We start from the raw sequence: 24,722 nt of genomic DNA, 5'->3' as shown, positions 1-24,722 counted from the left end.
CTGCTTGGGTCTAATCTCTATTATCGATACTGCTGAGCACAGCAATTTGTTCCTGAAGATAGCTATCGTCTGGGTATTTTTCCATGATATCATCAAATATTTGGCTACGAACAATGTAATCTGAATACATATGTAGTTTCATCTCGTAAGCTTCTAAAATCTTCTCAGTACGCTTGATGTTATCATATACAGCCTGACGACTCACACCAAATTCCTCGGCAATTTCTGCCAAACTATAATCATCTGCATAATATAGCTCAATATAGTTCATCTGCTTATCTGTTAACAAGGCTGCATAGAACTCAAACAAGGCATTCATGCGATTGGTTTTTTCAATTTCCATAAGCTCCATTTTACCATAAAATCATGGTGTTAGCACCATTCTTGTGCAGAAAAAAGCCGTGACTGTTAATTGTTCTCCAAATAAAATTCAAAACGGTCGCCAACATAGTAACTTCGTACATATTCGAAAGCCTGCCCGTCTTGGAGGAAGGAAATTTGTGTCAGACTCAAGAGAGCATCGCCAGTCTTAACCTTGAGGTGCTTGGCCAAACTACTATTGGCCAAACTTGCTGATATGGTCTGCTGACTTTTCCCTATTTCATAGCCATTATCGGTTAAGGTCTTGAAGAAGTGTTCGGTAATTTCTGATTCCTTAAAACCTCGGATAATTTTCTCAGGGATACTGGCAATCTCATAGGCAACTGGTAGATCGTCTGCAAAACGAACACGTTCCATACGAATGACATAGGACTGCGGTAAAACACCTAAATTCTTGATTTCAAACTCATTTGGATGTACACGTTGATAAGAAATAAGCTCACTAGATGGTTTCTTGCCTTGGGATTTGACAATCTCAGTAAAACTCGTAGTTCCACGCATCTTTTCCTTAACTCGACTGCTAGCCACAAAAGTTCCACTGCCTGGTTTGCGTTCTAAAATCCCCTCATCCACTAAAAGTGTTATGGCCTGACGAACAGTCATACGACTCACATCAAAAGTCTCGCAAAGATCTCGCTCGCTAGGGAGACGTTGCCCGATTTTCCAAGTACCATCATCAACATCTTCCTTAATCTTATCATGTATGCGAATATACGCTGGTAACATCTAATACCCCCTTCTGTACCCCTATTTTACAAAAAAAGTAACAGAATTGTAAAGATGAGTATGATACTTACAGTTTCTCGTATAAATCTAGGTGCTAAGTCCATAAATTTGTGATACAATGATTGCATAAGAAAGAGTCCATGTGTGACGTAAAAAGAAAGGGTAATAATGACTGACATTTCTACTTTGAATGATGTGCAGAAAATCATTGTTCTAGACTATGGTAGCCAATACAATCAGCTGATTGCACGTCGTATTCGTGAATTTGGTGTTTTCTCTGAATTGAAGAGCCATAAAATTACCGCTGATGAAGTCCGTGCCATCAATCCTATCGGTATCGTACTTTCTGGTGGTCCTAACTCTGTTTATGCCGAAGATGCATTTGGTATTGACGAAGAGATTTTCGAGCTTGGTATCCCAATTCTTGGTATCTGTTACGGAATGCAACTTTTGACCCACAAACTCGGTGGTAAAGTTGTTCCAGCTGGTGAAGCAGGTAACCGTGAGTATGGCCAATCAACACTTCGCCTTCGTACCCAATCAGAACTCTTTGCAGGAACTCCTGAAGAACAAGTTGTTCTGATGAGCCACGGTGATGCAGTTACAGAAATTCCAGAAGGTTTCCATCTTGTTGGTGACTCAGTAGATTGCCCATTCGCCGCGATGGAAGATACCGAGAAAAACTTCTATGGTATCCAATTCCACCCAGAAGTTCGTCACTCTGTATATGGTAATGACATTTTGAAAAACTTCGCTTTTGGTATCTGTGGTGCCAAAGGTGACTGGTCAATGGCTAACTTCGTAGATATGCAAATTGCACAAATCCGTGAAACAGTTGGTGACCGTAAAGTCCTTCTTGGACTCTCAGGTGGGGTTGACTCATCTGTTGTTGGTGTCCTTTTGCAAAAAGCTATTGGTGATCAATTGACATGTATCTTCGTTGACCACGGTCTTCTCCGTAAAGGTGAAGGTGACCAAGTTATGGAGATGCTTGGAGGTAAATTTGGCCTTAACATTATCCGTGTTGATGCTTCTAAACGCTTCCTAGACCTCTTGGCTGGTGTTGATGATCCTGAGAAAAAACGTAAAATCATTGGTAACGAGTTTGTTTACGTCTTTGATGACGAAGCAAGCAAACTTAAAGGTGTAGACTTCCTAGCTCAAGGAACGCTCTATACTGATATTATTGAATCAGGTACTGAGACAGCTCAAACAATCAAATCTCACCACAACGTTGGTGGTCTTCCAGAAGACATGCAATTTGAATTGATTGAACCACTTAATACCCTCTTTAAAGATGAAGTTCGTGCCCTTGGTACTGAAATGGGAATGCCTGATGAAGTCGTTTGGCGTCAACCTTTCCCAGGACCAGGACTTGCCATCCGTGTTATGGGTGAAATCACTGAAGAGAAACTTGAAACCGTTCGTGAGTCTGATGCTATCCTTCGTGAAGAAATTGCCAAAGCTGGTCTTGATCGTGATGTATGGCAATACTTCACTGTTAACACAGGCGTTCGTTCTGTCGGTGTTATGGGTGATGGCCGTACTTACGACTACACTATCGCTATCCGTGCTATCACTTCAATCGACGGTATGACAGCTGACTTTGCGAAACTTCCATGGGAAGTTCTTCAAAAGATTTCTGTTCGAATCGTTAACGAAGTTGACCACGTTAACCGCATCGTCTACGATATTACAAGTAAACCACCTGCAACAGTAGAGTGGGAATAAAATATAAACCTAATTTAAAGTGACTTGATTGATTTAACAGCATTTTTAATTGTTTTAAAACGCTAAAATCTAATTACTTATATTTGGTTCCCCACCAAATACCCCACCAGAAAGAAATTCTGGTGGGGATTTTTTATATCTTAATTACAAACATAGAGCAATAAGCAATGATATGGGGTCAGAAAAATTTTTCCTTTTCTGCTGTTCAGTACTAACTCTTACATCATACCTAGATAATGGGGTAAAATCAAAACTCTCTGATTATTATTTATTTGTAAAAAAATTCACTTTAATCATTTGCTATATTTCTTTCATTGATATTTAGTCCATAAATTTCAAAATCATGATAGGATCCATTATAGAACTCGAATTGGGAAATTTCGCTTTCTTTTTTAAAACCTAAACTGATTGGTATAAACTTACTTTTAACATTATCAACATCTATATAAATCAAAAGCTTATCAATTTTAAATTTGGATGGAATGATTGTTATTAATTCTTTTAATCCCTGCTTTACAAAACCTTGATTTTCATATCTTTCTGATATCCAATATCCAATTTCGGCTTGATGTTTTTGTAAATAAATATTATGTATATCTATCATCCCTATTGGTTTCTGATTGACGCAAATTGTTAACATAAATAACTCATTGCGCTCCATTTTTCACGTGCATACTTTATAAACGCTTTTTCATTTTCAACACTTTTCATTTCATCCACCCAAGGAAGCCATATAGCAAGGCGTTCTCGTTCAGTAGAAACAGTCTCATATAACCCTTCACTATGGCTATCGGATATATAAAAAAGTTGGCATCGTTTCCCACGTGATTTAAACTCTATGAATAGTTCCGAGTCCAAGTTGGTAGAATCCATTTCATACTCCTTGTTATAAATGATAATATTCTTTAACTCTTTATTTACGAAATCATTATATAACTTTTTTACTACTTTTCATATCTACACCACTCGACTCTTCACATAGTCAGGATAGCATAGATAGATGTTTGCTTACTTAGTGAAATCCAATACTTTACGTCCTTGAATTTCACCTTTTTCCATTTGATCAAAGACTTCTACTGCTGTATCAACAGGAACAGTTTCAACAACCGGTACTACCAAGCCTTGTGCACCGAAGTCAAAGGCTTCTTCTAAGTCTTTACGTGTACCTACAAGAGATCCAACAACACGGATACCATCTAGAACTGTTTTGACAATTGAGAGCTCCATATATTCAGATGGGAGACCAACCGCAACGACTGTTCCACCAGCACGTACACTATCGATAGCCTGATTGAAAGCAACCTTAGAAACAGCGGTTACAACAGCACTGTGTGTACCACCAGTTTTTTCTTGGATATAGCCTGCTATATCTTCAACTTCTTTACCGTTCACCACTAAATCAGCACCAGATTCTTTAGCCAAATCAAGTTTATCTTGGTTGATATCAACAGCCACTACTCGTGCATTGAAAACTTTCTTAGCATATTGAATAGCCAAGTTACCTAGTCCTCCAGCGCCATAAATAGCTACCCATTGACCAGGTTCAACTTTAGCTTCTTTAATAGCTTTATATGTTGTAACTCCCGCACAGGTAATAGATGAAGCTTGAGCAGGATTAAGTCCTTCTGGAACTTTCACAGCGTAGTCAGCGGTAACCAAAGCATAGTCACTCATACCACCATCAACACTATAACCAGCATTTTTTACAGAACGACAGAGTGTTTCACGACCAGTTGTACAGTATTCACAATAACCACATCCTTCGAAGAACCAAGCGATTGATACGCGGTCACCTTTTTTAAGTGTTTCAACCCCTTCGCCAACTTCTTCGACAATACCAATACCTTCGTGGCCCAGTATACGACCTGGTACTTGACCAAAGTCTCCATGAGCTACGTGAAGGTCAGTATGACAAACGCCACAGTACTCAACTTTAACCAAAGCTTGGCCATGACCTACTACTGCTGGTTTTTCATGATCAACAACTTCAACACCTGTGCTTGCTTGATTAACAACAACTGCTCTCATCTTAATTACCTCCATATGATAACTTTTAACACCTTCATTATAGCACTTACACAAACAACGTCAACGCTTACATAAAGACTTTCTTAACTTGCGAAAACTTCTTGAAAATTCTCTATACAAATTCGATAAGTCCTATTTTTGATGTTGATATAGCTATGCTTCAATCATTTCCAAGATACCTATACTGTCTCACGAGTGTCTTGGAGTCCAGTAGGCTGACTTCAAAATGAAAATAATGATTGCGTCCATCTCTAGCATTCTCTTTATTGAGTAGAAAATAATTCTTTTGACTGATGGCCATCTCCCTTATAATATCATCCGTCAAAAAGGTTAAGGGAATATCCATGGCAGAATAGCGATAAAAGTCTTCTTCAAACTTTAAATAGCTATCAGAAAAATAGTCAATTTGAAGTTTATCATCATAAATTTTTCTCTTCCTCATCTATGTTTTCAACCCCTAAACTAATTTCTAATATATCCTTTGTTAGAATACATTTATGTCGCTTGCAAGATTTTATAATAACTTGATTAAAATCCAAGTCAACCACATAGCCACTACATCTACAGCGCCTACCTTGATCCTTTATCTGGAAATTTCCCAATAATTGACCTGAATAAAGCTGGTTTAATAAAGTAAACTTCTCTAAATCATCCAAATGACTCGTAAGATTTTCTTTAGTCTTATCTTCATGTAGGGAACTTGTGTGTTCTGACAAGAAAAAGCCCATCCACTTCATCATTCCCCTATCTTTATGTTCCCTAGCTGATTGAAAGGGAAGGTAACTACGGTCTATCATTTTAAGCCATCTAATCCCCCAGCCGAGTGTCCACCAATAAGCTTACTTCGAGCAAGACTCCTAGATGCCTCCTGTAAAGAAGTTGCTTTTTGAATGGTCGTAAAGCCAAATTCCTGTCTAATACTATCTATAGCTGCTTGAAGCCTTTCTTCTTTATCAATGTCATCTGGATTATCAAATAAAGAAAGAATTTGAAGCCCTTCATCTACAAAATTTGCATAAGAGACACTCACACTTCGAACAGCCCCTCCTTGATATTTCTTCCTAAAGAGTGCAATGACATGTCCTATTAATATCCTTGTGTTATTAGCAGGTTCAATCTTCATCTGTGCTTGTAGCGAACGCTTGCCCTCTAACTTTGAAAATCCAATGCTAATGGAAACTTGACAAGCTTTCTTATGAGCTCGTCTTAACCTAATGGCTACCTGTTCCGCCATCTCTCTTAGAATCAATTCAATATCAGCTTGACGCTCATAGTCTCGTGGTAAGATTTGAGAATTTCCTAAGCCATGTGACTTTGGTTTATAAGGTTTATGAACATTACTCTCATCAATACCGTTAGCATGAAAAAAGAGGTCTAAACCTACAATACCTAACTCCTTTTTAAGAATATCAGGATTGCTATTAGCAAGTTCTCTAATGGAGCAAATTCCCAACTTGTTTAGCCGCTTCTCCATCCGCTTACCAATCCCCCAGAAATCAGTCATATGGGGAATATTCCAAACCTTAGTCTCGACATCTTCATAGGACCAGTTGGCTCTCATAGTAGCCGTATGTTTAGCCTCATTATCAAGAGCTAACTTAGCCAATAAGGGATTGCTGTTAGACATTCCAACTGTCGAGTAAATACCTGTCTCCCTCCAAATATCTCTTTGAATACGCCCTGAAATCATATCTAACTTATCTTTTCTAGTAACAGTCCTATCGGGAATAAAGTAATTCAGTGACGACGTGAGATCAATGAAACCCTCATCAATGGAATAGGGAAGAATATCTTCAACACTGGCATAATTCTGGAAAATGTGTTGAATCTGGATATTCTTTTTTATATAAAGATCCATTCTAGGAGGAACGATAAAGGTAACCTTGGCCCAAGATTCGATGTAATCTACAAAATCTCTATCCGTTGGAAGTCCCTGCTTTTTGGCATTATAATAATGAAACTTACGAGAATGAATATCAAAAGGTAAGTCATAAGAACGACTAACATTTGACTTGCCAAAAACTTGCTTAAATATAGGGGAAGAGGCTAGTATCAAACCATTCGCATTTTCAGCCCTACTCATCACACATAGAGAAGTCTTAAGGGGGTGCAGTCCACGCTCAACACACTCCACACTTGCATAGAAAGATTTCATATCTACAAAAGCAATATCACTTTGCGGTTCCCTTGAATAATCAAAATATCCCATGCTCGCCCTTTCGTTAGTTTATAAGCTAACATTAGTATAAATTATAACTTCTTATATTTCAAGTGTTTTTCACAAAAAATAACAACATCCCCTCTAGAATGTTGTTATCCTTCTATTTTTTCCCTTTAACTTGGTCTGTGGCAACATCTTCGCCAAACCACTTGTTAGAAATCTTTTGGAATTCTCCTTTTTTATAAAGGGTTCTAAATCCTTGATTGATTTTTTTGATCAGTGTCTTATCTGCTTTACGAGCACCTACAGCAAAGCTTTCACCTTCATAACCAGCAGGCATAACATTATACTGATCCAGAACCCCTGATTTTTCTAAGTAGTAATTAGCATACACACGGTCAATCAATAGACCGTCAATACGTCCACTATCAAGGTCAATCAAGGCTTGAGTAAAGGTCGAATATTGGACTGCTTTTTGGTTGGCAACGATATCCTTCAAAATCTTCGGAGAAGCATTGAAAGCATCATAACCGGAAGACCCTGCTTGGGCACCTAAGGTCTTACCTGACATTCCAGCAACAGAATCAATTCCCGAAGACTTTTTGGTTACTAGTACTTGTTCATTGACCATATAAGGTTCCGTGAAGTTCGCAGACTGCTTACGCTCATCCGTGACCGAGTAACCATTCCAAATGAGGTCAATTGTCCCATTCTTCAGTTCTGTTTCTTTCATATCCCAGTCAATAGCCTGCCATTCGACATCGATACCATACAATTTAAAGACTGCAGTTGCAAGATCAATATCAAAACCAACATAGCTACCATCCTTTTCCTCATATCCCATAGGAACAAAGGTTGCATCAAAACCAATTTTGATTTTCTTCTCTTTGGTATAGGTTTGCCACTGATCTTTCTGAGTTGCAAAATGTGAGCGCGAGCTGCAAGCTGATAGCGCAAACAAAGGCAAAACGACAAGACAGGCTAGCAAAACTGTTTTCACTATTTTTTTCATAGAAAATCCTCACTATTTTGGATTGATAGTGACAATCTCATCAGCGATGTGCTGTGCAAACTGCATATCGTGAGTAATAACAATTTGCGTAATCCCAGTCTCACGATTCTGCAAAATCAATTTCTCTACTTCTTGACGCAACTCAGGGTCAAGAGCTGAAGTTGGTTCATCATAGCCGACGATTTTCGGATCAATCATCATGGCACGCGCAAATGCAACACGTTGTTTTTGTCCCCCAGAAAGAGAAAACGGATAAGCATTTCCATGTGCTCCAAGCCCTAAACGGTCAAGTAGAGTTTGGGCTTTTTTCTGGGCATCTTCCTTAGACATTCCCATCGTCTTAATTGGCGAAAGGGTCAGGTTATCTAAGACAGTCAAATGCGGAAACAGTTGAAAATCCTGGAAGACAAAGCCTAGCAAGTTACGACTTTCCATCTGATCCAAGGGAATCTCTTCATTTTCATAAATAATTTGCCCCGAATCAATAGTTTCAAGTCCTGCTAACATACGCAAAAGAGTTGTTTTACCACCACCAGATGGTCCGACAATAGCCAAGATTTTTCCTTCTTCTACTGTCAGATTATACTTATCAAAAATTTTGTGTTGACCAAATTGCTTGGAAATATTTTTTAATTCTAACATAAGGTCTCCTATTTATAATAGTTGAATTTCTTTTCGATGTTTTTCGAAGCTACAGTCACAACACCCACAAGGATAAGATAGATAGCTCCGGCCACAAACATCGGTGCTAAGGTCGCATCACGGTTCGCAGCGGTACGACTTTCCAAAAGAAGGTCTCCAACCCCAAGCACATAAACCAATGATGAATCCTTAACCAAGTTAATAATCTCGTTAAAGATACTTGGCAAGACAATCTTGACCACCTGAGGAAGGATAATGTAGCGGATGGTTTGGAAAGGACTAAGTTTAAGCATTTTTGCTGCTTCGTATTGTCCTTTCGGAATAGCCAAGATTCCTCCACGGAAAATCTCTGCGAAATAAGCTGCATAATTAAGTGTAAAAGCAAGAATAGCAGCTGGTAGACGATCAAAGACAATCCCAACGCTTGGAAGAACGTAATAAACGAAGATCAATTGCAAAAGGAGGGGCGTTCCACGCATAATCCAAACGTAAAGGGTTAATAACCAATTTAAAGGTTTGAATTTAATCTGCATTAAGAAAGCAAGTACAATCCCTAATGGAATCGACAGTACGATAACAATGAAAAATACTTGAAGTGTGACTACCGCACCGTTCAAAAGGGCTGGTAATACTTCCAAAACGTATGACATATAAACTCCTATAATTATTTAGTATTACTGAATATTATACCAAATTTTTAAAAAAAATGATATAAGATTTTGGAAATAGTAAAAAGGAGTGCGACTAGACCCAATTTCAAAATGAGTTCATAATCACACTCCTAGGAGACTTAAATAGTCTGTCCTGAGAAACAAACCATACCTAAGTCTAGCATCACTAAAGCTTATTTTAGATTTTCTTAACAAATTCTGATTTAAGTTTCATGGCACCAAAACCATCAATCTTACAATCAATGTTGTGGTCACCTTCAACCAAGCGAATATTTTTAACACGTGTTCCTTGCTTGATATCTTTCGGAGCACCCTTAACTTTCAAATCTTTGATAACTGTAACAGTATCGCCGTCAGCAAGACGTGTTCCATTACTATCAAGAACCACAAGTCCTTCTTCTTCTGCAACTTCGTTTGGATCCCACTCATAGGCACATTCTGGACATACTAGCAAGATTCCATCTTCATAAACATACTCTGAGTTACATTTTGGACAATTTGGTAATGACATAATTCTCTCCTAAAATTGTGATATAAATACTATTCTACTTTAGATTACTTAATTAAGCAAGGGTGAAAACAAGAAAAACAAACAACACCCCTTACAATGTAAGAGATGTTAGTATTTTTATTCAACTGTAACTGATTTAGCTAAGTTACGTGGTTTATCGACGTCGAGTCCACGGTGAAGCGTCGCAAAATAAGCAATTAATTGTGTCGGTACTACCATAGAAATTGGTGATAAGTAAGGGTGAACATTATTAAGAACGATGTCATCACCTTCCTTAGCAACGTTTTCCTCAGCGATGGTCAATACTTTAGCACCACGCGCTGCCACTTCTTGGATATTACCACGAGTATGACTAGCAAGAACAGGATCAGACAGGAGGGAGATAACAGGTGTACCATCTTCGATAAGAGCGATTGTACCATGTTTCAACTCACCTGCTGCGAAACCTTCACATTGGATATATGAGATTTCTTTCAATTTAAGACTGGCTTCCATAGCAACATAGTAATCTTGACCACGACCAATATAGAAAGCGTTACGTGTTTCTGCAAGAAGGGCTGCCACTTTCTCGTCAATAACTTCTTTTTCAGAGAGTGTTGATTCGATAGATTGTGCTACAAGTGACAATTCATGTACCAAGTCGAAAGCTTTAGCTTTTTCATTACCATTAGCTTCACCGACTGCTTTAGCCAAGAAGGCAAGAGCTGCAATCTGAGCGGTGTAAGCTTTAGTAGAAGCTACAGCAATTTCTGGTCCAGCATGAAGAAGCATTGTGTGGTCAGCTTCACGAGAAAGGGTAGATCCCGGAACGTTTGTCACTGTCAAACTTGGAATACCCAACTCGTTAGCTTTAACAAGAACCTGACGGCTATCTGCTGTTTCACCTGATTGACTAATAAAGACAAAGAGAGGTTTCTTGCTAAGGAGTGGCATACCATAACCCCATTCAGAAGAAATACCAAGTTCAACTGGTGTATCTGTTAATTCTTCAAGCATCTTCTTAGAAGCAAAACCAGCATGATATGATGTCCCTGCCGCAAGGATATAGATACGATCAGCCTCTTGAACAGCCTTGATAATATCAGCATCTACAGTCACTTGCCCCTTGTCATCTGTATAGGCTTGGATAAGCTTACGCATCACTGTTGGTTGTTCATCGATTTCTTTGAGCATGTAGTAAGGGTAAGTGCCTTTACCAATATCAGATAGGTCAAGTTCAGCTGTATAGCTATCACGTTCTTTTACATTGCCATCATAATCTTGAACTTCAACACTATCAGCTTTCACGATAACTAACTCTTGATCGTGAATTTCCATGTATTGATTAGTTTCGCGAATCATAGCCATGGCATCTGAGCAGACCATGTTATAGCCATCACCAAGACCAATCAAAAGTGGTGATTTGTTTTTTGCCACGTAAATTGTTGAGGCATCTTCAGAATCCATGAGGGCAAAGGCATATGATCCACGGATAATGTGAAGAGCTTTCTTGAATGCTTCAAGAGTTGACAAACCATCTTCTTCAACGAATTTTCCAATCAAGTGAACTGCAATTTCAGTATCGGTTTGACCTTTGAAATGGTGACCAGCAAGGTATTCTTCCTTAATTTCAAGATAGTTTTCAATAACACCATTGTGAACCAAAACAAAACGTTCTGTTTCTGAGCGGTGTGGGTGAGCATTGTCCTCTGTTGGTTTACCGTGAGTTGCCCAACGAGTATGTCCAATACCGGCTGTGCCTTCTACTCCTTCAGTTTTAGCAGCAAGTTCCGCAATACGGCCAACAGCCTTAACCAATTGACTAGATGCATCGCCCGCTACAAAGATACCAGCTGAATCATAACCACGGTATTCTAGCTTTTCAAGTCCTTGAATCAAGATATCAGTTGCATTTGTGTTACCTACAACACCAACAATTCCACACATATTTTTAATAATAACCTCAGATCAAAGAGGTCATGTCTCCTTTATTTAAAATTGGTATAGTCAATAAGCTCTTTAAAAAGCTTAACGAGGACAGTATATTCGATATATTTGACATTGTCAAGCATAAAAATTGGTATAGTCCTAAAAAGACCTTTTACTTGTCTCTTATCCTAAGGAATAATCCTTAAAATATGCTATAATAAGGCTATGCGAATTCAACAATTACATTATATTATCAAAATCGTCGAAACCGGCTCAATGAATGAAGCTGCAAAACAACTTTTCATTACGCAACCAAGTCTTTCAAATGCTGTTCGTGATTTGGAAAGAGAAATGGGAATTGATATCTTTATCCGTAACCCCAAGGGAATCACTTTAACCAAGGATGGAGTTGAGTTTCTCTCTTATGCCCGTCAGGTAGTGGAACAAACGAATCTCTTGGAAGAACGCTACAAGAGTCACACAGAAACACGTGAATTGTTTAGTGTTTCCTCTCAACACTACGCTTTTGTTGTCAATGCCTTCGTCTCACTTCTCAAGAGAGCTGATATGACACGTTACGAGCTCTTCTTACGCGAAACACGTACTTATGAAATCATTGAGGACGTTAAGAACTTCCGTTCAGAAATCGGTGTTCTCTTCCTTAACAGCTATAATCGAGATGTCTTGACTAAGATGTTTGATGACAACCGCCTCACATATACCAGTCTCTTCAAAGCTAGACCCCATATCTTTGTCAGCAAGTCAAACCCATTAGCTAAGCATGAAGTTGTCTCTTTGGAAGATTTAGAAGACTTTCCATACCTTAGCTATGATCAGGGGATTCATAATTCCTTCTACTATTCTGAAGAGATTCTATCTCAGATTCCCCATAAAAAGTCTATCGTGGTTTCAGACCGAGCGACACTCTTCAACCTATTAATTGGTTTGGATGGTTACACCATTGCTACAGGTATTTTAAATAGTAATTTGAATGGTGATAACATTGTCTCTATCCCACTTGATATTGATGATGAAATTGATATTGTTTACCTGAAGCATGAAAAGGCAACCCTCTCTAAAATGGGGGAAAAATTCCTTGATAACCTCGTTAAAGAAGTCACTTTTGACAACTAATAGATGTTAGCCCCAGCACATAATGTTGGGGACTTTTTATCGCCAAAACTATCCAATTCAAAGCACAAAAAAGAGCCTTTCGACTCTCATCATTATTTATAATTTTTATAGCTTGCCCAAGCTTCATCTATAGATAAGGTATCAGCATCTGTATATGAGCCTCTATAGCTGTTCCAAACAAGGCCACTTGTTGAACCAGTTGCTTGGGTAACTGGAGCTTGATCATAGGCAGTCAAACCATAGTATGCAATAATGCTATTTAATTTAGAAGCGTAAAGACTATCTGTAGCATAAGTCCCTGTCAGTGCCTGAGTGGCATCTGCATAACTACTTGTATTTGATTTCCAAGTACCTGCATAAGTAGATGACGTCATCAAAGCAGCATAATCTGCTAGGGAATCACTCAGACTTCCATAAGAACGGAAGGGTTCATCAATCTCATAAGTCTTTCCTGTACCGTCATCTTCCCAAGTACGCATAGTAACGGAGTTTCCATTATAAGAGCCCTTAATCCCAAAGAAGTTGTAATAAGGAGCTTGACTCAGACCTGACTGACCTGAATTTGATTCCAGAATAGCTTGAGCAATTAGAACAGAAGCATAGATATTGTATTCTTGACCAATCTGTCTCGCAGTCTCTCCAATACTATCAATAAAAGCCGTCGTAGTTTGATTGTAGGCAGCTTCAGCTTTAGCATTGACACTGTTATCATTTTTTCTATCTGTTGTAAAAGCTAGAACCAAAAAGAGCGAACAAACAAAAGCTCCCACGATAAAAATCACATACTTCTTTAAATGACGATACATACAACCCTTCCTTCATAAGATTTTCAATTATAATATTTTAATACTATTCTATCAGAAAAACTGACAAGTCGCAACTTTCAGACCTATTTTCCTTGATAAATAAAGCAAATGTTACCTTTACATCATATTTATAATAAGCTATAATATAGTCAAATTTTAAGGAGATAAATGAATGAAAATAAAAGAATTCTTACCCGGACTAAGTATTACAATACTTATATCTCTCCTAGCATGGTTCCTTGGAAACTTATTTCCTATTATTGGTGGGCCAGTCCTTGGTTTATTTATAGGACTTCTGCTAGGAATTATTCTAAGAGATTCTCAGAAACTTAAAGCAGGAATGCAATTCACATCTAAAAAAGTATTACAATACGCTGTTATTCTTCTTGGATTTGGACTAAATCTTTCTCAAGTCTTTAAGGTTGGCGTAACGTCACTTCCCATTATTCTAGTGACTATTACTACGGCACTGCTTACTGCTTATGTCGTCCATCGTGTGTTCAAGCTAGATAGTGAAATTGCTACTTTAGTAGGTGTTGGTTCTTCTATTTGTGGGGGATCTGCTATTGCTGCAACTGCTCCTGTAATCAAGGCTAAAGATGAATCTATTGCAACAGCAATCTCGGTAATTTTCTTTTTTAACATCTTAGCGGCTTTAATCTTTCCTCACTTGGGATCTTGGTTGGGACTTAGTAATCAAGGCTTTGCCATATTTGCTGGAACAGCTGTCAACGATACTTCTTCTGTAACTGCTACAGCTAGTTCTTGGGATAGCTTACATGGAACATCTATCCTAGAGCAAGCAACAATTGTTAAATTGACTCGAACACTTGCTATCATCCCTATAACTCTTGGTCTATCTGTATTGCAGTCACGAAAGGATAATACAAAGGAAGCATTCTCGCTAAGCAAAGCAGTGCCTAACTTTATCCTTTGGTTCCTTTTGGCCTCACTGATTACAACTGTTGCAATGTCACTCGGTGTAACACCTGCCGTCTTTTCACCATTAAAAGACCTTTCAAAATTTATGATTATTATGGCAATGACAGCTATCGGTTTCCAAACAAATCTCAAAAAACTAATCACTAAAGGAGGCTCAGCACTTCTAGTGGGAGGAGTCTGTTGGTTATTAATTAGTCTTGCTTCTCTTCTCATGCAAAAGATATTAGGACTTTGGTAAAAGACATCTAAAAAACTCACAATCTGGCTAAGACTGTGAGTTTTTATTATAGAATCATTTTTTATACTCAAAGACATAGGTTTGGATAACCTTATCCCCATCGTTTGTTACTTTCAAATCTACATTGTAGCTCTTAGTTTCACCACTAATATCCTGAACCTTATAATCACCATCTTTTTTTACAGAAGAGGTGGACTGTCCTGAATAATGCCTAACTTCAAGACCTGAAGCTCTATCTAGAGAAAAAGAAATGAGTCCGTTTAAAGAATATAGCCCATACAAAATAAGACATAAAAAGCTCAGCGACACAAGGCTCACCAAATAATATCTAACAAAATCCCCCAATTTCAACCCCTGCTTACTCACTTAGTTATTATCTTCCTTTAACTTAACGTTATTTTTATTAGAGTATTTTCAAATTTTATTTTACACACATTTGGGTATTTTGTCAAATTATTTGATATTTAAAATAGAGCCTAATTTTTCTATATACTAAAAGCCGTTAGTCATCTAACGGCAATTTTTTATTTCTGAAATAACGTATTCAAGACGGCTATAGAGACCAAGTAATAAGTCGTAACTTCGATTTTCATTTTCTTTCAAAACAGTGAAAACTGTTGTACTATAGGTAAATTCAAAGAAGTCATCTAATTCCTTGAGCCAGTCATCAATAACCCCTAAATTTTGATCAATGATTGCAAACAAACTTGGCTGATACCAGATTGTACCTTCGATATAAAGGTTTTTGTCAGATAATTTAGATAGGGATACTTTCAAGTCAGCAAGCTCTCTTTTAGCAAGATTTGGTTCAATCTTTAAATCAAAAAGCAAGCGTGCATCATGATTTAGAATATCGAGTTCTGCTTGAAGCAGTTGAATATAATGTATCGCTACTAAATACTGGTTCATGGGTCTCTCCTGATCATCTGAAAATCGTACTATTATTGTACCACTAAAGAATGAAAAAATGTAGTGATTATTTAATTTTTTACAGGATTTTTTTAGAAAAAATACGATGCTTTAAATTTCTGTTTAAAACTAATGACACTAGCAATTTTCTAAGAGTTTAAGAAATGAAAGATTTTTTAAAAAAGAAAAACACTCACGAATGAGTGCATTTCTAGTATTAATGGCTGACCATTTCTTGTGCAATTTCAAAGCCACTAAGTTTTCCAGGATAGTAAGTTGGCCAATTATCCATTTCTTTTAGAATCTCATCTTGGCTACTATTTCCAAAGAAAATATGGAAATGTGCTGAAGTTGTTGGATCTATTTGATGATCTGAAAATTGGACATACTGGTAAGGGTTATCTGCTGCTTGACTATCAGTTGCTGTAAAGAGATAACGAACACCTTTTTTACCAGAAGCATAGGTCAAAATCTTATACCCATCATAACGATAAGTGTGTGTCACACTGCTTCCATCATTCTTTGTGAAAGTCATGGTCATCTTTTTACCATCAATAGCAATTTTAGAAACGTCTGTTTGATAGCCCTTAGTGTAGTATTCTTTGTACTCTTGTGCAGTTTTATCTTTATTTAATAGAGATTTGTATTCAAATACTTGATCTAAAGTACCATCTTGAAGATAAGGATAAACCGATTGCCACTCACCAGACCAATCCGAAAGTTCTCTATCTTTAACATCTTTGTCATCGAAGTAACCATTTTGAACCGTTTTATTGTCATCACTTCCCGTTTCAGGTTGGATAGCTTTACCTTCAACGTCCGTTGTTAAACGAAGATTTTTTAGGTTCTCAGTCATAACACTGACATAGTCTTCACCTTTTTTCAACTGTTCCTTAGTTAGTGATTCAATTGGATTTAAAACTGCTGTCTTAACTCCTACTTCGTTAGCTAAGGTTTTAGCAACACTACTTGAAGCATTTTCCTCAAAATAGATATAGTTAATATCATATTCTTTGACATACTTAGAAAGGCTAGCGATACGTTTTGCAGAAGGGTCGGACTCAGCTGAAACACCTAAAATTGGTACCTGTGTCAAACCGTAATCTAAGGCAAGGTAGGCAAAAGCTGCGTGCTGAGTAACAAAACTTTTCTGTTTTGCTTGACTAAAGGCTTCAGTATACTCCTTATCCAAAGTCTTTAATTTTTTAAGGTATTTCTCGGCATTGGTTGTAAAGACTGCTTTTTTATCTGGATGCTGAGCAATCAAACCGTCTCTAATAGTTTCAACTAATTTTTGAGAACGTTTAGGTGAGAGCCAAACATGGGGATCATATTCGTGGTGATGTTCTTCTCCACCATGATCATGATCTTCTTCCTCTGTTCCAGGTAAAAGAACCATGCCTTGACTTGCCTTAATGACTTTTGTATTTTTTGTGTTGATAGACTTTTCAACTTTTGGAACCCAGGTTTCCATATTTTCATTTAGGTAGACAAAAGTGTCTGCTTTTTCAATGTCAGCGACATTCTTAGTAGATGGTTGGAAATCGTGGGCTTCACTTCCAGCAGGAATGAGATAAGACACCTCTCCCTCATCTCCTACAACCTGCTTGGTAAATTCATAAACAGGGTAAAAGCTCGTCACAACTTTCAAATCACCATTTCCTTTTGAACCGTGGTGACTAGTCGTATAATAAATACCTGCACCAGCAGCTAAAACAACTGCTGCTAATCCTGCTAGGCCAAAAATGCGTTTCTTCTTCATGATATTCCTTTCAAAATACTTAACCAGTTAATAGTTTACTGGTTAAGTATATCACACTTCATTTATTTTGCAAGTCCTAAAATAAAAAAATTGAAATATTTCGACGAGAAAGAATTATTTGATATACTGGAAATATCATTTGGAAAGTAGGTTATACATGTTTCGAAAATTAATCCTATATCTTTTTTTATTGCTTTCAGCCATAGGCCTGACTTATGATACGCAATCATACACTTCAGGCGCTTTGTCTGGTTCGGCATACGGTATTATTGGACTATCGACACTGATTGCCTTATGTTATATCGTACCAGGAATATTTCTGATTCTGTACTTAGGCAAGAGATGGCAGGTGAAACCACTTGTTCTCATATTTGCTCTAATTGGTGGAGTCTTTATCACAGGATGGATAGCTGGTTATGCCAATACCATTTCTCACGACTGGGTGACTGCTCATCTTTCTTCAAAGAGCTTCTTCTACCGCTTTGAGGATGCCCTTATGGCTCCCCTAGTTGAAGAACCCCTAAAACTGGCAGCTTTCCTCTTTGCTATCTATATGGTACCAACGAAAAGTTACAAGGGGATCTTGCTTGTTGCTATTACGGCAGGTCTTGGCTTCCAGATTAGTGAAGACTTCTCCTATATTCTTTCAGATTTGCCTGATGGTTTTTCTTATACGATTTCAGGTATTCTTGGTCGAACTATTGGTGCCGTATCGTCTCACTGGCTTTACACATCCTTCCTTGCTATGGGGCTAGTCCTTATATGGCGTTCCCGTCAAAAACTCATTAATTCTAAATACAGTCTTATTGGTATACTTTATGCTTTCGGTGCTTTTGCTGCACACTTTGCTTGGAATTCACCTCTTCGAAATTTAGAAAGCGATTTGCCATGGGCATCAGGTCTTCTCATTTCACTCAATCTTTTCTTCTTTATTACGCTTTATCAGCTCCTCTCGAAACTGGATAAAGAAAACAAGTAATGTTTACAATACTAAAAAACCTTTCCAATTTTATGGAAAGGCTTTTTTGATGACTTTAATCACTCATAGAAAAACGATTGGTCATCAAATTACTTGCATCATCTAAAACTTTTGCCAATAGTTTATCTGTTTCTGACTGAATCTTATCACTAATTTTTTGATTTTCAGCTTCAAAATCAATACTCTCACCATTTGCTAAAGCAGTATCTACATGATTAATCATAGCATGGCCAAGAGCCATAGTTGTTTCTACATAAGCATCCAAATCAGCTTCATGCTGTTGGAAATGAGGATCACAGATAGCAGCAATCAAGCGATTACTCCAGTAGAAATTACCTGTATCCACTTTATCAGTTGTTTGACGGAAATAAGCAGGTGTTGTTCCGACTTGAGTCCAGAATGGCACCATTGTACCAAATGGCATTGATCCATAGGCTAACCACTGAATTCCTGTTGTTTCTGATGGTTTGTTAGGACGCATTTGCAAGAGAGCTGTTTGACTAGTACGGTTGATACCGATTGGACGGAATTGGCGTTGACTCACCGCATCTCCTTGAGGTCCATAAGGATCGTAAGGTGTATCTTGGTAATGAAGACTCAAGACATATTTAACATCTTCAACTGTAATTTTGCGGTATGGTTTTTGACACCATGGAATAAAGAATGATTTTGGATCATAATCTTTTTCTGGATTCAAGAATTTCTGCATTGCCCAGGCACGTGGTGTATTATAATGACGATCCTTATCTCGTTGGCTACCAAAAGCATAACGTGGATTAAAGTGTTCATTAGAATAAGTCAAATCCAAGTGATGTTTATTAATAAAATCTCGAATGTCTGGTGAGGCTAAATAGTCGTCTGGATTTTCAAACTCATAGTGATCGATGCCAAGTTGGTTTGGGTTAGTGACATAGGCATCATCTGGAACACGTCTTGCAATCCAATGGTGACCACCAATGGTCTCTAGCCACCAAATTTCTTCAGTATCTGAGAAAGCAATACCATTAGATTCGTAAGTTCCGTAAGTTTCAAGAAGTTGCCCCAAACGAAGGACACCTTCACGCGCCGTCTTAATATATGGCAAGACCAATGTTAACATATCCTCTTCTCCAAAACCATCTTTAACAAGAGGGTCTGCACCGAGTACACGCGCATTGGTGGTGATTGTTTCTGTTGCACTCATGGCAACATTAGCTGAGTTAATACCAGCTTCACCCCAGATACCGTCTTTACCAAGTGCATCTGGAACAGAAGTATAACGTAGAGGATTATCTGGCAAATCAATTGAAAACTTGCTAAGCACAGACTGGTAATGACGCGGTTGGTCTTCAGGGGTCACGACGAGAAATTCTTTGGGCGTAAAAACGCCAGATTGAGAATCCTCAGTACGTGCAATCATGGTAGAGCCATCATATGAGGCTTTCTTACCTACTAAAATCGTTGTACAAGCCATAAAAGCTTCCTTTCTACTTACAAATCGTCCGCAATTTTATTGATTTTTCTGAGACGATGATTGACACCACTCTTGGTCAGAGGAGGTTCTATACTATCTGCGATTTGCTGGATAGAGTAATCTGGATTGGCAATACGGAGTTGGGCAATTTGGCGCAGCTCCACAGGTAAAATCTCCAAGCCAACCGTATCCATAATCTTGATAATATTATTAATTGTTTTCATACTAGCACTAATCGTTCTAGCAATATTAGCTGTTTCCGCATTATTGGCACGATTCAGATCATTTCTGGTCTCTCGCATAATTTTGACCTCTTCGAAGGTATCCTTAGAGTTCATTGCACCAATAACAAGGAGGAAATCCATAATATCCTCAGCTTTTTGAAGATAGGTCACAAAACCATTTTTATGACTCAAAACCTTGGCATCGAGCATAAATTTTTTCATGAGAGAAGCCAAGTCCTCTGCGTGGTCTTGGTAAACGGAAAAAATCTCTAATTGATAACGGCCTTTTTCAGGATCACGAACTGTTCCAGTGGCCAAAAAAGCACCTCGTAAATAGGATCTTCCAGCTTCGTCATCTTCCATTACTGATGTTTCAATGCCTGTTTCAAAGCCAAAGAAAGAATCCGCCAATTGTAAATCGGACAAAATATCATTGACATGGTCAGCTACAAAAACCGTGTAAACACGATTTTTCTTGAGATTAGTCTTGTTGTGATGTCTCAATTCAGGATTACTCTGATAACGACTTTCCATTAATTGGTAGATATGTCTCGCAATCTTTGCATTTTCTGTTGAGATGGAAAGAGTCAATCCTTGGTTGGTCAATCCAACAGAACCAGACATCTTAATCAATGCCGACAATTCAGCCTTGTCTTTGCTTGAAGCTGCAATTATCTCTTCTTTAACCTTAATTGTGAAACTCATGACTTATTCCTCACTAGATGCATGAGCTCATCCACTACCAAGTCACCATGGTGGAAGGCACCACCATTTTCAAGTCGCAAAAAATTAGAAGACACAACTGTTTTTGCTTCACGACGTAAGCCCTCAAAATCATGCTCAACCTGAACAAGGTATTCATCAAATTTATTACTTGCCATGTATTCCTTAGGCACTTTCTTGATATTAACTAAGACATTGTCAATCACATCGGAGCCAAGATGACGATTAAGAACAGCCACATGGTCGGCATCTGAAAATTGCTCAGTTTCTCCGTACTGCGTCATAATATTACAAATGTATGTGACATCAGCCTTGGTCTCAATAAGAGCCTGACGAATCTCTGGTATCACCAGGTTGGGCAAAATCGATGTATAAAGAGACCCAGGACCTAAAACAATCATATCACTATTAATAATAGCATCAACAACCTTACGACTGGCCTTAGGCTCTTCATCATTATAGGTATTGGACACATAAACGCGCTCAATCATGCCATCGTACTGGGCAATACTACTCTCACCTGCTACTTCATGACCATCTTGAAAAACGGCATGAAGCGTCAAGGCAGTCTCACTGGCAGGATAAATCTTACCTGTGACGTGGAAAAACTTCGTCAGAAGCTGCATGGCATTATAGGTAGATCCCTGCATTTCAGAAATTCCAGCGATGATTAGATTTCCGAGTGGATGACCGGCCAAAGCGCCATCGGTTTTATCAAAACGATATTGGAAAACTCTTTCATAAAGTTTAGGCATATCACTCATAGCTACCAAAACATTACGCAAATCCCCTGGAGGTGTCAGTTGCATGATATCACGCAAATCTCCTGAAGAACCGCCATCATCAGCTACAGTTACCACAGCAGTGATATCAACATCCTTATGGCGTAAACTACGAAGAATGACTGGAATACCAGTTCCCCCACCTATTACTGTAATTCTTGGTTTTTTCATGAACGATTCACCGTCTCCTTACGTCGATCCTTATCACGATGTGTTTCATTGACTGTCCAATCATTTTTTAGATCTTGGGCTAGACGATGTGCAAAAGCTACACTACGGTGTTGACCACCTGTACACCCAACAGCAATAGTAAGAACAGACTTACCTTCTTTTTTGTAGCCAGGTAGAATTGGTTTAATAAGCTGTTTCAAATGATTGTAAAAGTCTTCTGATTCCGTATGCTTCATGACGTAATCAAAAACCTCTTTATCCAAACCTGTGAGGTTACGAAGGGCAGGATCATAATAAGGGTTTGGCAAAAAACGGACATCAAAAACCAGATCTGCATCCAATGGCAGTCCATATTTAAAACCAAAACTCAAAACTTCAATACGGAAAGAAGATTGGTCTTGCTCAGATGAAAACTGTTCAGAAATAGCCTTACGAAGTTGACGCGGAGTCAATTCTGTCGTATCAACTACGTTTTGACTCAAACTCTTAAGCGGTGACAAAAGCTCACGCTCTAACTTGATTCCATCCAAAACACGGCCATCTGCCGCCAGTGGGTGACTACGACGTGTCTCTTTGTAACGAGAAACCAATTCACCATCCGTAGCGTCCAAGAAAAGAATCTTGAAATTAAGTTCCTCATTGCTTTCTAATTTATCCAAAATATCGTTGATTTCATCGAAGAACAAGCGACTTCGCATATCAACGACAAGAGCAATCTTATCTGTCTCTTCACTATGTTTTACCAATTCGATAACCTTTGGTACCAAAGAAGGTGGCATATTATCAATAGTGAAGTATCCAATATCCTCAAAGGATTGAATCGCTACAGTCTTACCTGCTCCGCTCATCCCTGTTACAACAACTAAATTAATTTTTTTCGTTCCCATGAGACTCCCTTTCTAGTCTTTCTTCTTTCAAGACACGAATATCGTCTGACATTTTTTCAACTTGTTGGCTAACCCCCATAATCATTTCTGTCTGCAATTTTTGAATAGTAAGCAAATCTGATTGGTCTTGTTGCACCAAGTGATCAATTTTTTCATGTAAAAGTCGGATTTCTTCCTTTGATTGTTTATTGACGTTATAGTCATTTCGTGCTTGCAATCGATCGTAATCCGATGCCCGATTCTGACTCATCATAATCAATGGTGCCTGAACGGCAGCTAGAGTGGACAAGGCCAAATTCAACAGAATAAAAGGATACTTATCAAAGGCAATCCCAAAGGGTTGAACAACATTCAGCCCCATCCAAATAGCCATAAAAGCAACAAATGACAAGATAAAAGTCCAAGATCCACCAAATCGGGCCACTTCATCCGCCACTTTTTGACCAAAAGTAATTCGACTATCCAATTGTTCCTGGACATCCTGGTCCTCGTAGAGCAAACTCTTGGTCACATCATGAACTGTTTCACGCACGTGCTCATTTTTCTCATTAGCATTTGCGATAATCTCGTCGAGAAAAACTAACCTATAATCCAAAAGGCTAATATTACTAATGAAATCATGTCCTTGTAAATCAGGATAATCTTTTTTCAAAAGCACCTGCAAACGACTATTTAGTCGTTCGAAATAGGAGCCATCGGTTTCATCGAACCACTCTTTAGAGATATAATCCTGAACTCTCTTAACCTGCATATTTTCGCCTTCTTTCTAGGCTCTATTATACCATATTGAAAGCTTAAACGTTCAATAGATAAAGGAAAAGAGTCCAAGACTAACCTCAGACTCCTCATTATTGGGACAATTAATTTAACATCTTCTTATTGGTAATTCAAAGTCCAGTAGTAAGTACCATCACCTGCGACAACACAAGCCACTGCAGCTTGAGTAGCATCTGGACTCATGAGAAGTTCACGAATACCACTACTCAACCATTTATTGGCTACAACTGAACCATCAGATTCACGACGGTAAACAATGCCATCACTGTTGTAAGTGTGTGAAATATCTTTAGCATGTGGAAGGGTTGTGCTATTGTAAAGATCATCAGACCATGTAAGTGCTGGCAAACCAGCAGCTGTACGCTGTGCATTGATTTCATTAAAAGCAGCCTTAGCTGAGTCCACTTCAACGTAATCAGAATTTTCAGTTGGTTCTACATGATAAACAAATTTAACATATCCAAATTCAACATCACTATATTTTTTGTCGTCAACACCGCTCTTGAGATTAGCTGTAATAACATAGTCACGTGCCCAAGCACTGCCCTTAGAAGCGTTGAAGTTGTCAACATCTTCAATTTCCCAAGTTACATTACAATCCCAGCCAGCATTGTCTATGAATTTTGGAGCAAGATTATTAATGACATAGTCTTTGAATTCATCAACATTTTGGAATGGAAGAGCTTCTCCCGCTTTACCAGTACCAACTACATTTTCAGAATACAGCTTAACACTTGATGCGTTGTCATCGTACATGTATTCGTCGTTTCCTGCTGGTTTATGGAAATCTGGATCAAGCTCAAGGTCATCATTGGCAGTACCATTGTAGAGTTTCCACTTACCATCAACCCATTTGTAATAACCATCGATACCACGCGCATTTTCCTCATCAGTCATTGCGACACGGTAGTAATACGTACCGTTGTCATCTACAAATCGTGGGTCTGAGTGCATGCGATAATCTGTTGGTGGCAATGTTGGTTTTGGCAACTTATCATAGTCAATGTTTGTTTCAGGCGCATATGGTGGTTTTTCAAGTTCAGGAGCTTCAGAACTTGTTTCTGATGTTGAACCTGTTTCTGAAGTTGCTGTTGAAGAAGATTCAGAAGTTACAGTCGAACTTGAGTTACCAGTTGAAGCTACTTCTGAACTTGCAGACGAAGT

27 protein-coding genes are annotated in these 24,722 nt (G+C 38.3%); 4 read left to right on the top strand and 23 right to left on the bottom strand.

The window, feature by feature from the left end; genetic code table 11:
- Positions 1–10: 10 nt before the first annotated feature.
- Together HMPREF2637_RS03270 and HMPREF2637_RS03265 are read right to left on the bottom strand one after the other, a co-directional pair.
- The gene (locus HMPREF2637_RS03270; RefSeq protein WP_002883908.1) at positions 11–343 is read right to left on the bottom strand and encodes a putative DNA-binding protein; all 333 of its coding nucleotides are present in this window, start codon (positions 341–343) and stop codon (positions 11–13) included.
- 65 nt (positions 344–408) lie between these two features.
- Positions 409–1,107 (bottom strand): GntR family transcriptional regulator, encoded by a 699-nt coding sequence (locus HMPREF2637_RS03265; RefSeq protein ID WP_037599995.1) that lies wholly within the window; start codon positions 1,105–1,107, stop codon positions 409–411.
- 168 nt (positions 1,108–1,275) lie between these two features.
- On the opposite strand from HMPREF2637_RS03265, the gene guaA reads away from it, so the two are divergent.
- Complete coding sequence (guaA, locus tag HMPREF2637_RS03260) at positions 1,276–2,838, top strand: glutamine-hydrolyzing GMP synthase (RefSeq protein WP_037599997.1); 1,563 nt, start codon at positions 1,276–1,278, stop codon at positions 2,836–2,838.
- Positions 2,839–3,127: 289 nt separating this feature from the next.
- On the opposite strand, the gene HMPREF2637_RS11485 is transcribed toward guaA, so the two are convergent.
- The 11 genes from HMPREF2637_RS11485 to glmS all read right to left on the bottom strand — a co-directional run bounded on the left by HMPREF2637_RS11485 (position 3,128) and on the right by glmS (position 11,789).
- Positions 3,128–3,478, bottom strand: a complete 351-nt coding sequence (locus HMPREF2637_RS11485) for a GNAT family N-acetyltransferase (RefSeq protein WP_256315763.1) — start codon at positions 3,476–3,478, stop codon at positions 3,128–3,130.
- On the bottom strand, positions 3,472–3,711 hold the full coding sequence (locus HMPREF2637_RS11480; RefSeq protein WP_256315761.1) for a hypothetical protein: 240 nt from the start codon (positions 3,709–3,711) through the stop codon (positions 3,472–3,474). Before HMPREF2637_RS11480 ends, HMPREF2637_RS11485 begins: the two co-directional genes overlap by 7 nt.
- A 135-nt stretch (positions 3,712–3,846) precedes the next feature.
- The gene (adhP, locus tag HMPREF2637_RS03250) at positions 3,847–4,866 is read right to left on the bottom strand and encodes an alcohol dehydrogenase AdhP (protein ID WP_064524327.1); all 1,020 of its coding nucleotides are present in this window, start codon (positions 4,864–4,866) and stop codon (positions 3,847–3,849) included.
- 160 nt (positions 4,867–5,026) lie between these two features.
- The gene (locus HMPREF2637_RS03245; protein ID WP_064524325.1) at positions 5,027–5,308 is read right to left on the bottom strand and encodes a DUF5960 family protein; all 282 of its coding nucleotides are present in this window, start codon (positions 5,306–5,308) and stop codon (positions 5,027–5,029) included.
- On the bottom strand, positions 5,286–5,663 hold the full coding sequence (locus HMPREF2637_RS03240) for a hypothetical protein (protein WP_064524324.1): 378 nt from the start codon (positions 5,661–5,663) through the stop codon (positions 5,286–5,288). Before HMPREF2637_RS03240 ends, HMPREF2637_RS03245 begins: the two co-directional genes overlap by 23 nt.
- Positions 5,660–7,075, bottom strand: coding sequence for a Y-family DNA polymerase (locus tag HMPREF2637_RS03235; RefSeq protein WP_064524322.1), 1,416 nt, complete (start codon positions 7,073–7,075; stop codon positions 5,660–5,662). The genes HMPREF2637_RS03240 and HMPREF2637_RS03235 overlap by 4 nt, the downstream gene beginning before the upstream one ends.
- Positions 7,076–7,187: 112 nt before the next feature.
- Complete coding sequence (locus tag HMPREF2637_RS03230) at positions 7,188–8,039, bottom strand: amino acid ABC transporter substrate-binding protein (RefSeq protein WP_064524320.1); 852 nt, start codon at positions 8,037–8,039, stop codon at positions 7,188–7,190.
- A gap of 12 nt (positions 8,040–8,051) precedes the next feature.
- Positions 8,052–8,681 (bottom strand): amino acid ABC transporter ATP-binding protein, encoded by a 630-nt coding sequence (locus HMPREF2637_RS03225; RefSeq protein ID WP_064524318.1) that lies wholly within the window; start codon positions 8,679–8,681, stop codon positions 8,052–8,054.
- An 8-nt stretch (positions 8,682–8,689) separates the two neighbouring features.
- Positions 8,690–9,331: an amino acid ABC transporter permease gene (locus HMPREF2637_RS03220; protein ID WP_014634576.1), complete on the bottom strand. Its 642-nt coding sequence runs from the start codon at positions 9,329–9,331 to the stop codon at positions 8,690–8,692.
- A 199-nt stretch (positions 9,332–9,530) separates the two neighbouring features.
- Positions 9,531–9,863: a zinc ribbon domain-containing protein YjdM gene (locus HMPREF2637_RS03215; protein ID WP_002891088.1), complete on the bottom strand. Its 333-nt coding sequence runs from the start codon at positions 9,861–9,863 to the stop codon at positions 9,531–9,533.
- A gap of 117 nt (positions 9,864–9,980) precedes the next feature.
- Positions 9,981–11,789, bottom strand: a complete 1,809-nt coding sequence (gene glmS, locus HMPREF2637_RS03210) for a glutamine--fructose-6-phosphate transaminase (isomerizing) (RefSeq protein WP_064524316.1) — start codon at positions 11,787–11,789, stop codon at positions 9,981–9,983.
- Between the two features lie 207 nt (positions 11,790–11,996).
- On the opposite strand from glmS, the gene HMPREF2637_RS03205 reads away from it, so the two are divergent.
- Positions 11,997–12,905, top strand: coding sequence for a LysR family transcriptional regulator (locus HMPREF2637_RS03205; RefSeq protein WP_002891090.1), 909 nt, complete (start codon positions 11,997–11,999; stop codon positions 12,903–12,905).
- A 92-nt stretch (positions 12,906–12,997) separates the two neighbouring features.
- Here the strand turns inward: HMPREF2637_RS03205 and HMPREF2637_RS03200 are convergent, their stop codons facing one another.
- Positions 12,998–13,711 (bottom strand): glycoside hydrolase family 73 protein, encoded by a 714-nt coding sequence (locus HMPREF2637_RS03200; RefSeq protein WP_064524314.1) that lies wholly within the window; start codon positions 13,709–13,711, stop codon positions 12,998–13,000.
- Between the two features lie 172 nt (positions 13,712–13,883).
- On the opposite strand from HMPREF2637_RS03200, the gene HMPREF2637_RS03195 reads away from it, so the two are divergent.
- Positions 13,884–14,891, top strand: coding sequence for a YeiH family protein (locus HMPREF2637_RS03195; RefSeq protein ID WP_064524313.1), 1,008 nt, complete (start codon positions 13,884–13,886; stop codon positions 14,889–14,891).
- A gap of 54 nt (positions 14,892–14,945) precedes the next feature.
- Here the strand turns inward: HMPREF2637_RS03195 and HMPREF2637_RS03190 are convergent, their stop codons facing one another.
- The 3 genes from HMPREF2637_RS03190 to HMPREF2637_RS03180 form a co-directional block, all read right to left on the bottom strand.
- Complete coding sequence (locus tag HMPREF2637_RS03190) at positions 14,946–15,257, bottom strand: hypothetical protein (RefSeq protein ID WP_064524311.1); 312 nt, start codon at positions 15,255–15,257, stop codon at positions 14,946–14,948.
- Positions 15,258–15,401: 144 nt separating this feature from the next.
- Positions 15,402–15,800 carry a hypothetical protein gene (locus tag HMPREF2637_RS03185; RefSeq protein WP_004182418.1) on the bottom strand — a complete coding sequence of 133 codons (399 nt, stop codon included), beginning with the start codon at positions 15,798–15,800 and terminating at the stop codon, positions 15,402–15,404.
- A gap of 217 nt (positions 15,801–16,017) precedes the next feature.
- On the bottom strand, positions 16,018–17,562 hold the full coding sequence (locus HMPREF2637_RS03180; protein ID WP_038676152.1) for a metal ABC transporter solute-binding protein, Zn/Mn family: 1,545 nt from the start codon (positions 17,560–17,562) through the stop codon (positions 16,018–16,020).
- A gap of 157 nt (positions 17,563–17,719) precedes the next feature.
- Between HMPREF2637_RS03180 and HMPREF2637_RS03175 the strand changes: the two genes are divergently transcribed.
- Positions 17,720–18,541, top strand: coding sequence for a PrsW family glutamic-type intramembrane protease (locus HMPREF2637_RS03175; protein ID WP_064524308.1), 822 nt, complete (start codon positions 17,720–17,722; stop codon positions 18,539–18,541).
- Positions 18,542–18,596: 55 nt separating this feature from the next.
- Here the strand turns inward: HMPREF2637_RS03175 and HMPREF2637_RS03170 are convergent, their stop codons facing one another.
- The 6 genes from HMPREF2637_RS03170 to HMPREF2637_RS03145 all read right to left on the bottom strand — a co-directional run.
- A complete protein-coding gene (locus HMPREF2637_RS03170) occupies positions 18,597–19,994 on the bottom strand; it encodes a C69 family dipeptidase (RefSeq protein ID WP_060971237.1) in 1,398 nt (465 codons plus the stop codon).
- A 17-nt stretch (positions 19,995–20,011) separates the two neighbouring features.
- Entirely contained in the window at positions 20,012–20,923 is a 912-nt protein-coding gene (gene whiA / locus HMPREF2637_RS03165) for a DNA-binding protein WhiA (protein WP_004182012.1), read from the bottom strand.
- Positions 20,920–21,894 carry a YvcK family protein gene (locus tag HMPREF2637_RS03160; RefSeq protein WP_070839069.1) on the bottom strand — a complete coding sequence of 325 codons (975 nt, stop codon included), beginning with the start codon at positions 21,892–21,894 and terminating at the stop codon, positions 20,920–20,922. The genes whiA and HMPREF2637_RS03160 overlap by 4 nt, the downstream gene beginning before the upstream one ends.
- Positions 21,891–22,781, bottom strand: a complete 891-nt coding sequence (gene rapZ / locus HMPREF2637_RS03155) for an RNase adapter RapZ (protein WP_060971235.1) — start codon at positions 22,779–22,781, stop codon at positions 21,891–21,893. Before rapZ ends, HMPREF2637_RS03160 begins: the two co-directional genes overlap by 4 nt.
- Entirely contained in the window at positions 22,762–23,532 is a 771-nt protein-coding gene (locus tag HMPREF2637_RS03150; protein ID WP_037600718.1) for a DUF1003 domain-containing protein, read from the bottom strand. Before HMPREF2637_RS03150 ends, rapZ begins: the two co-directional genes overlap by 20 nt.
- A 125-nt stretch (positions 23,533–23,657) precedes the next feature.
- The coding region (locus tag HMPREF2637_RS03145) for a CAP domain-containing protein (RefSeq protein WP_141760013.1) at positions 23,658–24,722 on the bottom strand (1,065 nt) is incomplete at its 5' end.

The organism is Streptococcus sp. HMSC065H07, assembly GCF_001837325.1.
Taxonomy (GTDB): domain Bacteria; phylum Bacillota; class Bacilli; order Lactobacillales; family Streptococcaceae; genus Streptococcus; species Streptococcus salivarius_H.
The sequence above is the reverse complement of the archived record's forward strand: the minus strand, read 5'-3'. Positions and strand labels throughout refer to the sequence as shown.

Coding starts and splice junctions, on each gene's coding strand:
- HMPREF2637_RS03270 (WP_002883908.1), bottom strand. CDS start 343: ATGGAAATTGAAAAAACCAATCGCATGAATGCCTTGTTTGAGTTCTAT.
- HMPREF2637_RS03265 (WP_037599995.1), bottom strand. CDS start 1,107: ATGTTACCAGCGTATATTCGCATACATGATAAGATTAAGGAAGATGTT.
- guaA (WP_037599997.1), top strand. CDS start 1,276: ATGACTGACATTTCTACTTTGAATGATGTGCAGAAAATCATTGTTCTA.
- HMPREF2637_RS11485 (WP_256315763.1), bottom strand. CDS start 3,478: ATGTTAACAATTTGCGTCAATCAGAAACCAATAGGGATGATAGATATA.
- HMPREF2637_RS11480 (WP_256315761.1), bottom strand. CDS start 3,711: ATGGATTCTACCAACTTGGACTCGGAACTATTCATAGAGTTTAAATCA.
- adhP (WP_064524327.1), bottom strand. CDS start 4,866: ATGAGAGCAGTTGTTGTTAATCAAGCAAGCACAGGTGTTGAAGTTGTT.
- HMPREF2637_RS03245 (WP_064524325.1), bottom strand. CDS start 5,308: ATGAGGAAGAGAAAAATTTATGATGATAAACTTCAAATTGACTATTTT.
- HMPREF2637_RS03240 (WP_064524324.1), bottom strand. CDS start 5,663: ATGATAGACCGTAGTTACCTTCCCTTTCAATCAGCTAGGGAACATAAA.
- HMPREF2637_RS03235 (WP_064524322.1), bottom strand. CDS start 7,075: ATGGGATATTTTGATTATTCAAGGGAACCGCAAAGTGATATTGCTTTT.
- HMPREF2637_RS03230 (WP_064524320.1), bottom strand. CDS start 8,039: ATGAAAAAAATAGTGAAAACAGTTTTGCTAGCCTGTCTTGTCGTTTTG.
- HMPREF2637_RS03225 (WP_064524318.1), bottom strand. CDS start 8,681: ATGTTAGAATTAAAAAATATTTCCAAGCAATTTGGTCAACACAAAATT.
- HMPREF2637_RS03220 (WP_014634576.1), bottom strand. CDS start 9,331: ATGTCATACGTTTTGGAAGTATTACCAGCCCTTTTGAACGGTGCGGTA.
- HMPREF2637_RS03215 (WP_002891088.1), bottom strand. CDS start 9,863: ATGTCATTACCAAATTGTCCAAAATGTAACTCAGAGTATGTTTATGAA.
- glmS (WP_064524316.1), bottom strand. CDS start 11,789: ATGTGTGGAATTGTTGGTGTTGTAGGTAACACAAATGCAACTGATATC.
- HMPREF2637_RS03205 (WP_002891090.1), top strand. CDS start 11,997: ATGCGAATTCAACAATTACATTATATTATCAAAATCGTCGAAACCGGC.
- HMPREF2637_RS03200 (WP_064524314.1), bottom strand. CDS start 13,711: ATGTATCGTCATTTAAAGAAGTATGTGATTTTTATCGTGGGAGCTTTT.
- HMPREF2637_RS03195 (WP_064524313.1), top strand. CDS start 13,884: ATGAAAATAAAAGAATTCTTACCCGGACTAAGTATTACAATACTTATA.
- HMPREF2637_RS03185 (WP_004182418.1), bottom strand. CDS start 15,800: ATGAACCAGTATTTAGTAGCGATACATTATATTCAACTGCTTCAAGCA.
- HMPREF2637_RS03180 (WP_038676152.1), bottom strand. CDS start 17,562: ATGAAGAAGAAACGCATTTTTGGCCTAGCAGGATTAGCAGCAGTTGTT.
- HMPREF2637_RS03175 (WP_064524308.1), top strand. CDS start 17,720: ATGTTTCGAAAATTAATCCTATATCTTTTTTTATTGCTTTCAGCCATA.
- HMPREF2637_RS03170 (WP_060971237.1), bottom strand. CDS start 19,994: ATGGCTTGTACAACGATTTTAGTAGGTAAGAAAGCCTCATATGATGGC.
- whiA (WP_004182012.1), bottom strand. CDS start 20,923: ATGAGTTTCACAATTAAGGTTAAAGAAGAGATAATTGCAGCTTCAAGC.
- HMPREF2637_RS03160 (WP_070839069.1), bottom strand. CDS start 21,894: ATGAAAAAACCAAGAATTACAGTAATAGGTGGGGGAACTGGTATTCCA.
- rapZ (WP_060971235.1), bottom strand. CDS start 22,781: ATGGGAACGAAAAAAATTAATTTAGTTGTTGTAACAGGGATGAGCGGA.
- HMPREF2637_RS03150 (WP_037600718.1), bottom strand. CDS start 23,532: ATGCAGGTTAAGAGAGTTCAGGATTATATCTCTAAAGAGTGGTTCGAT.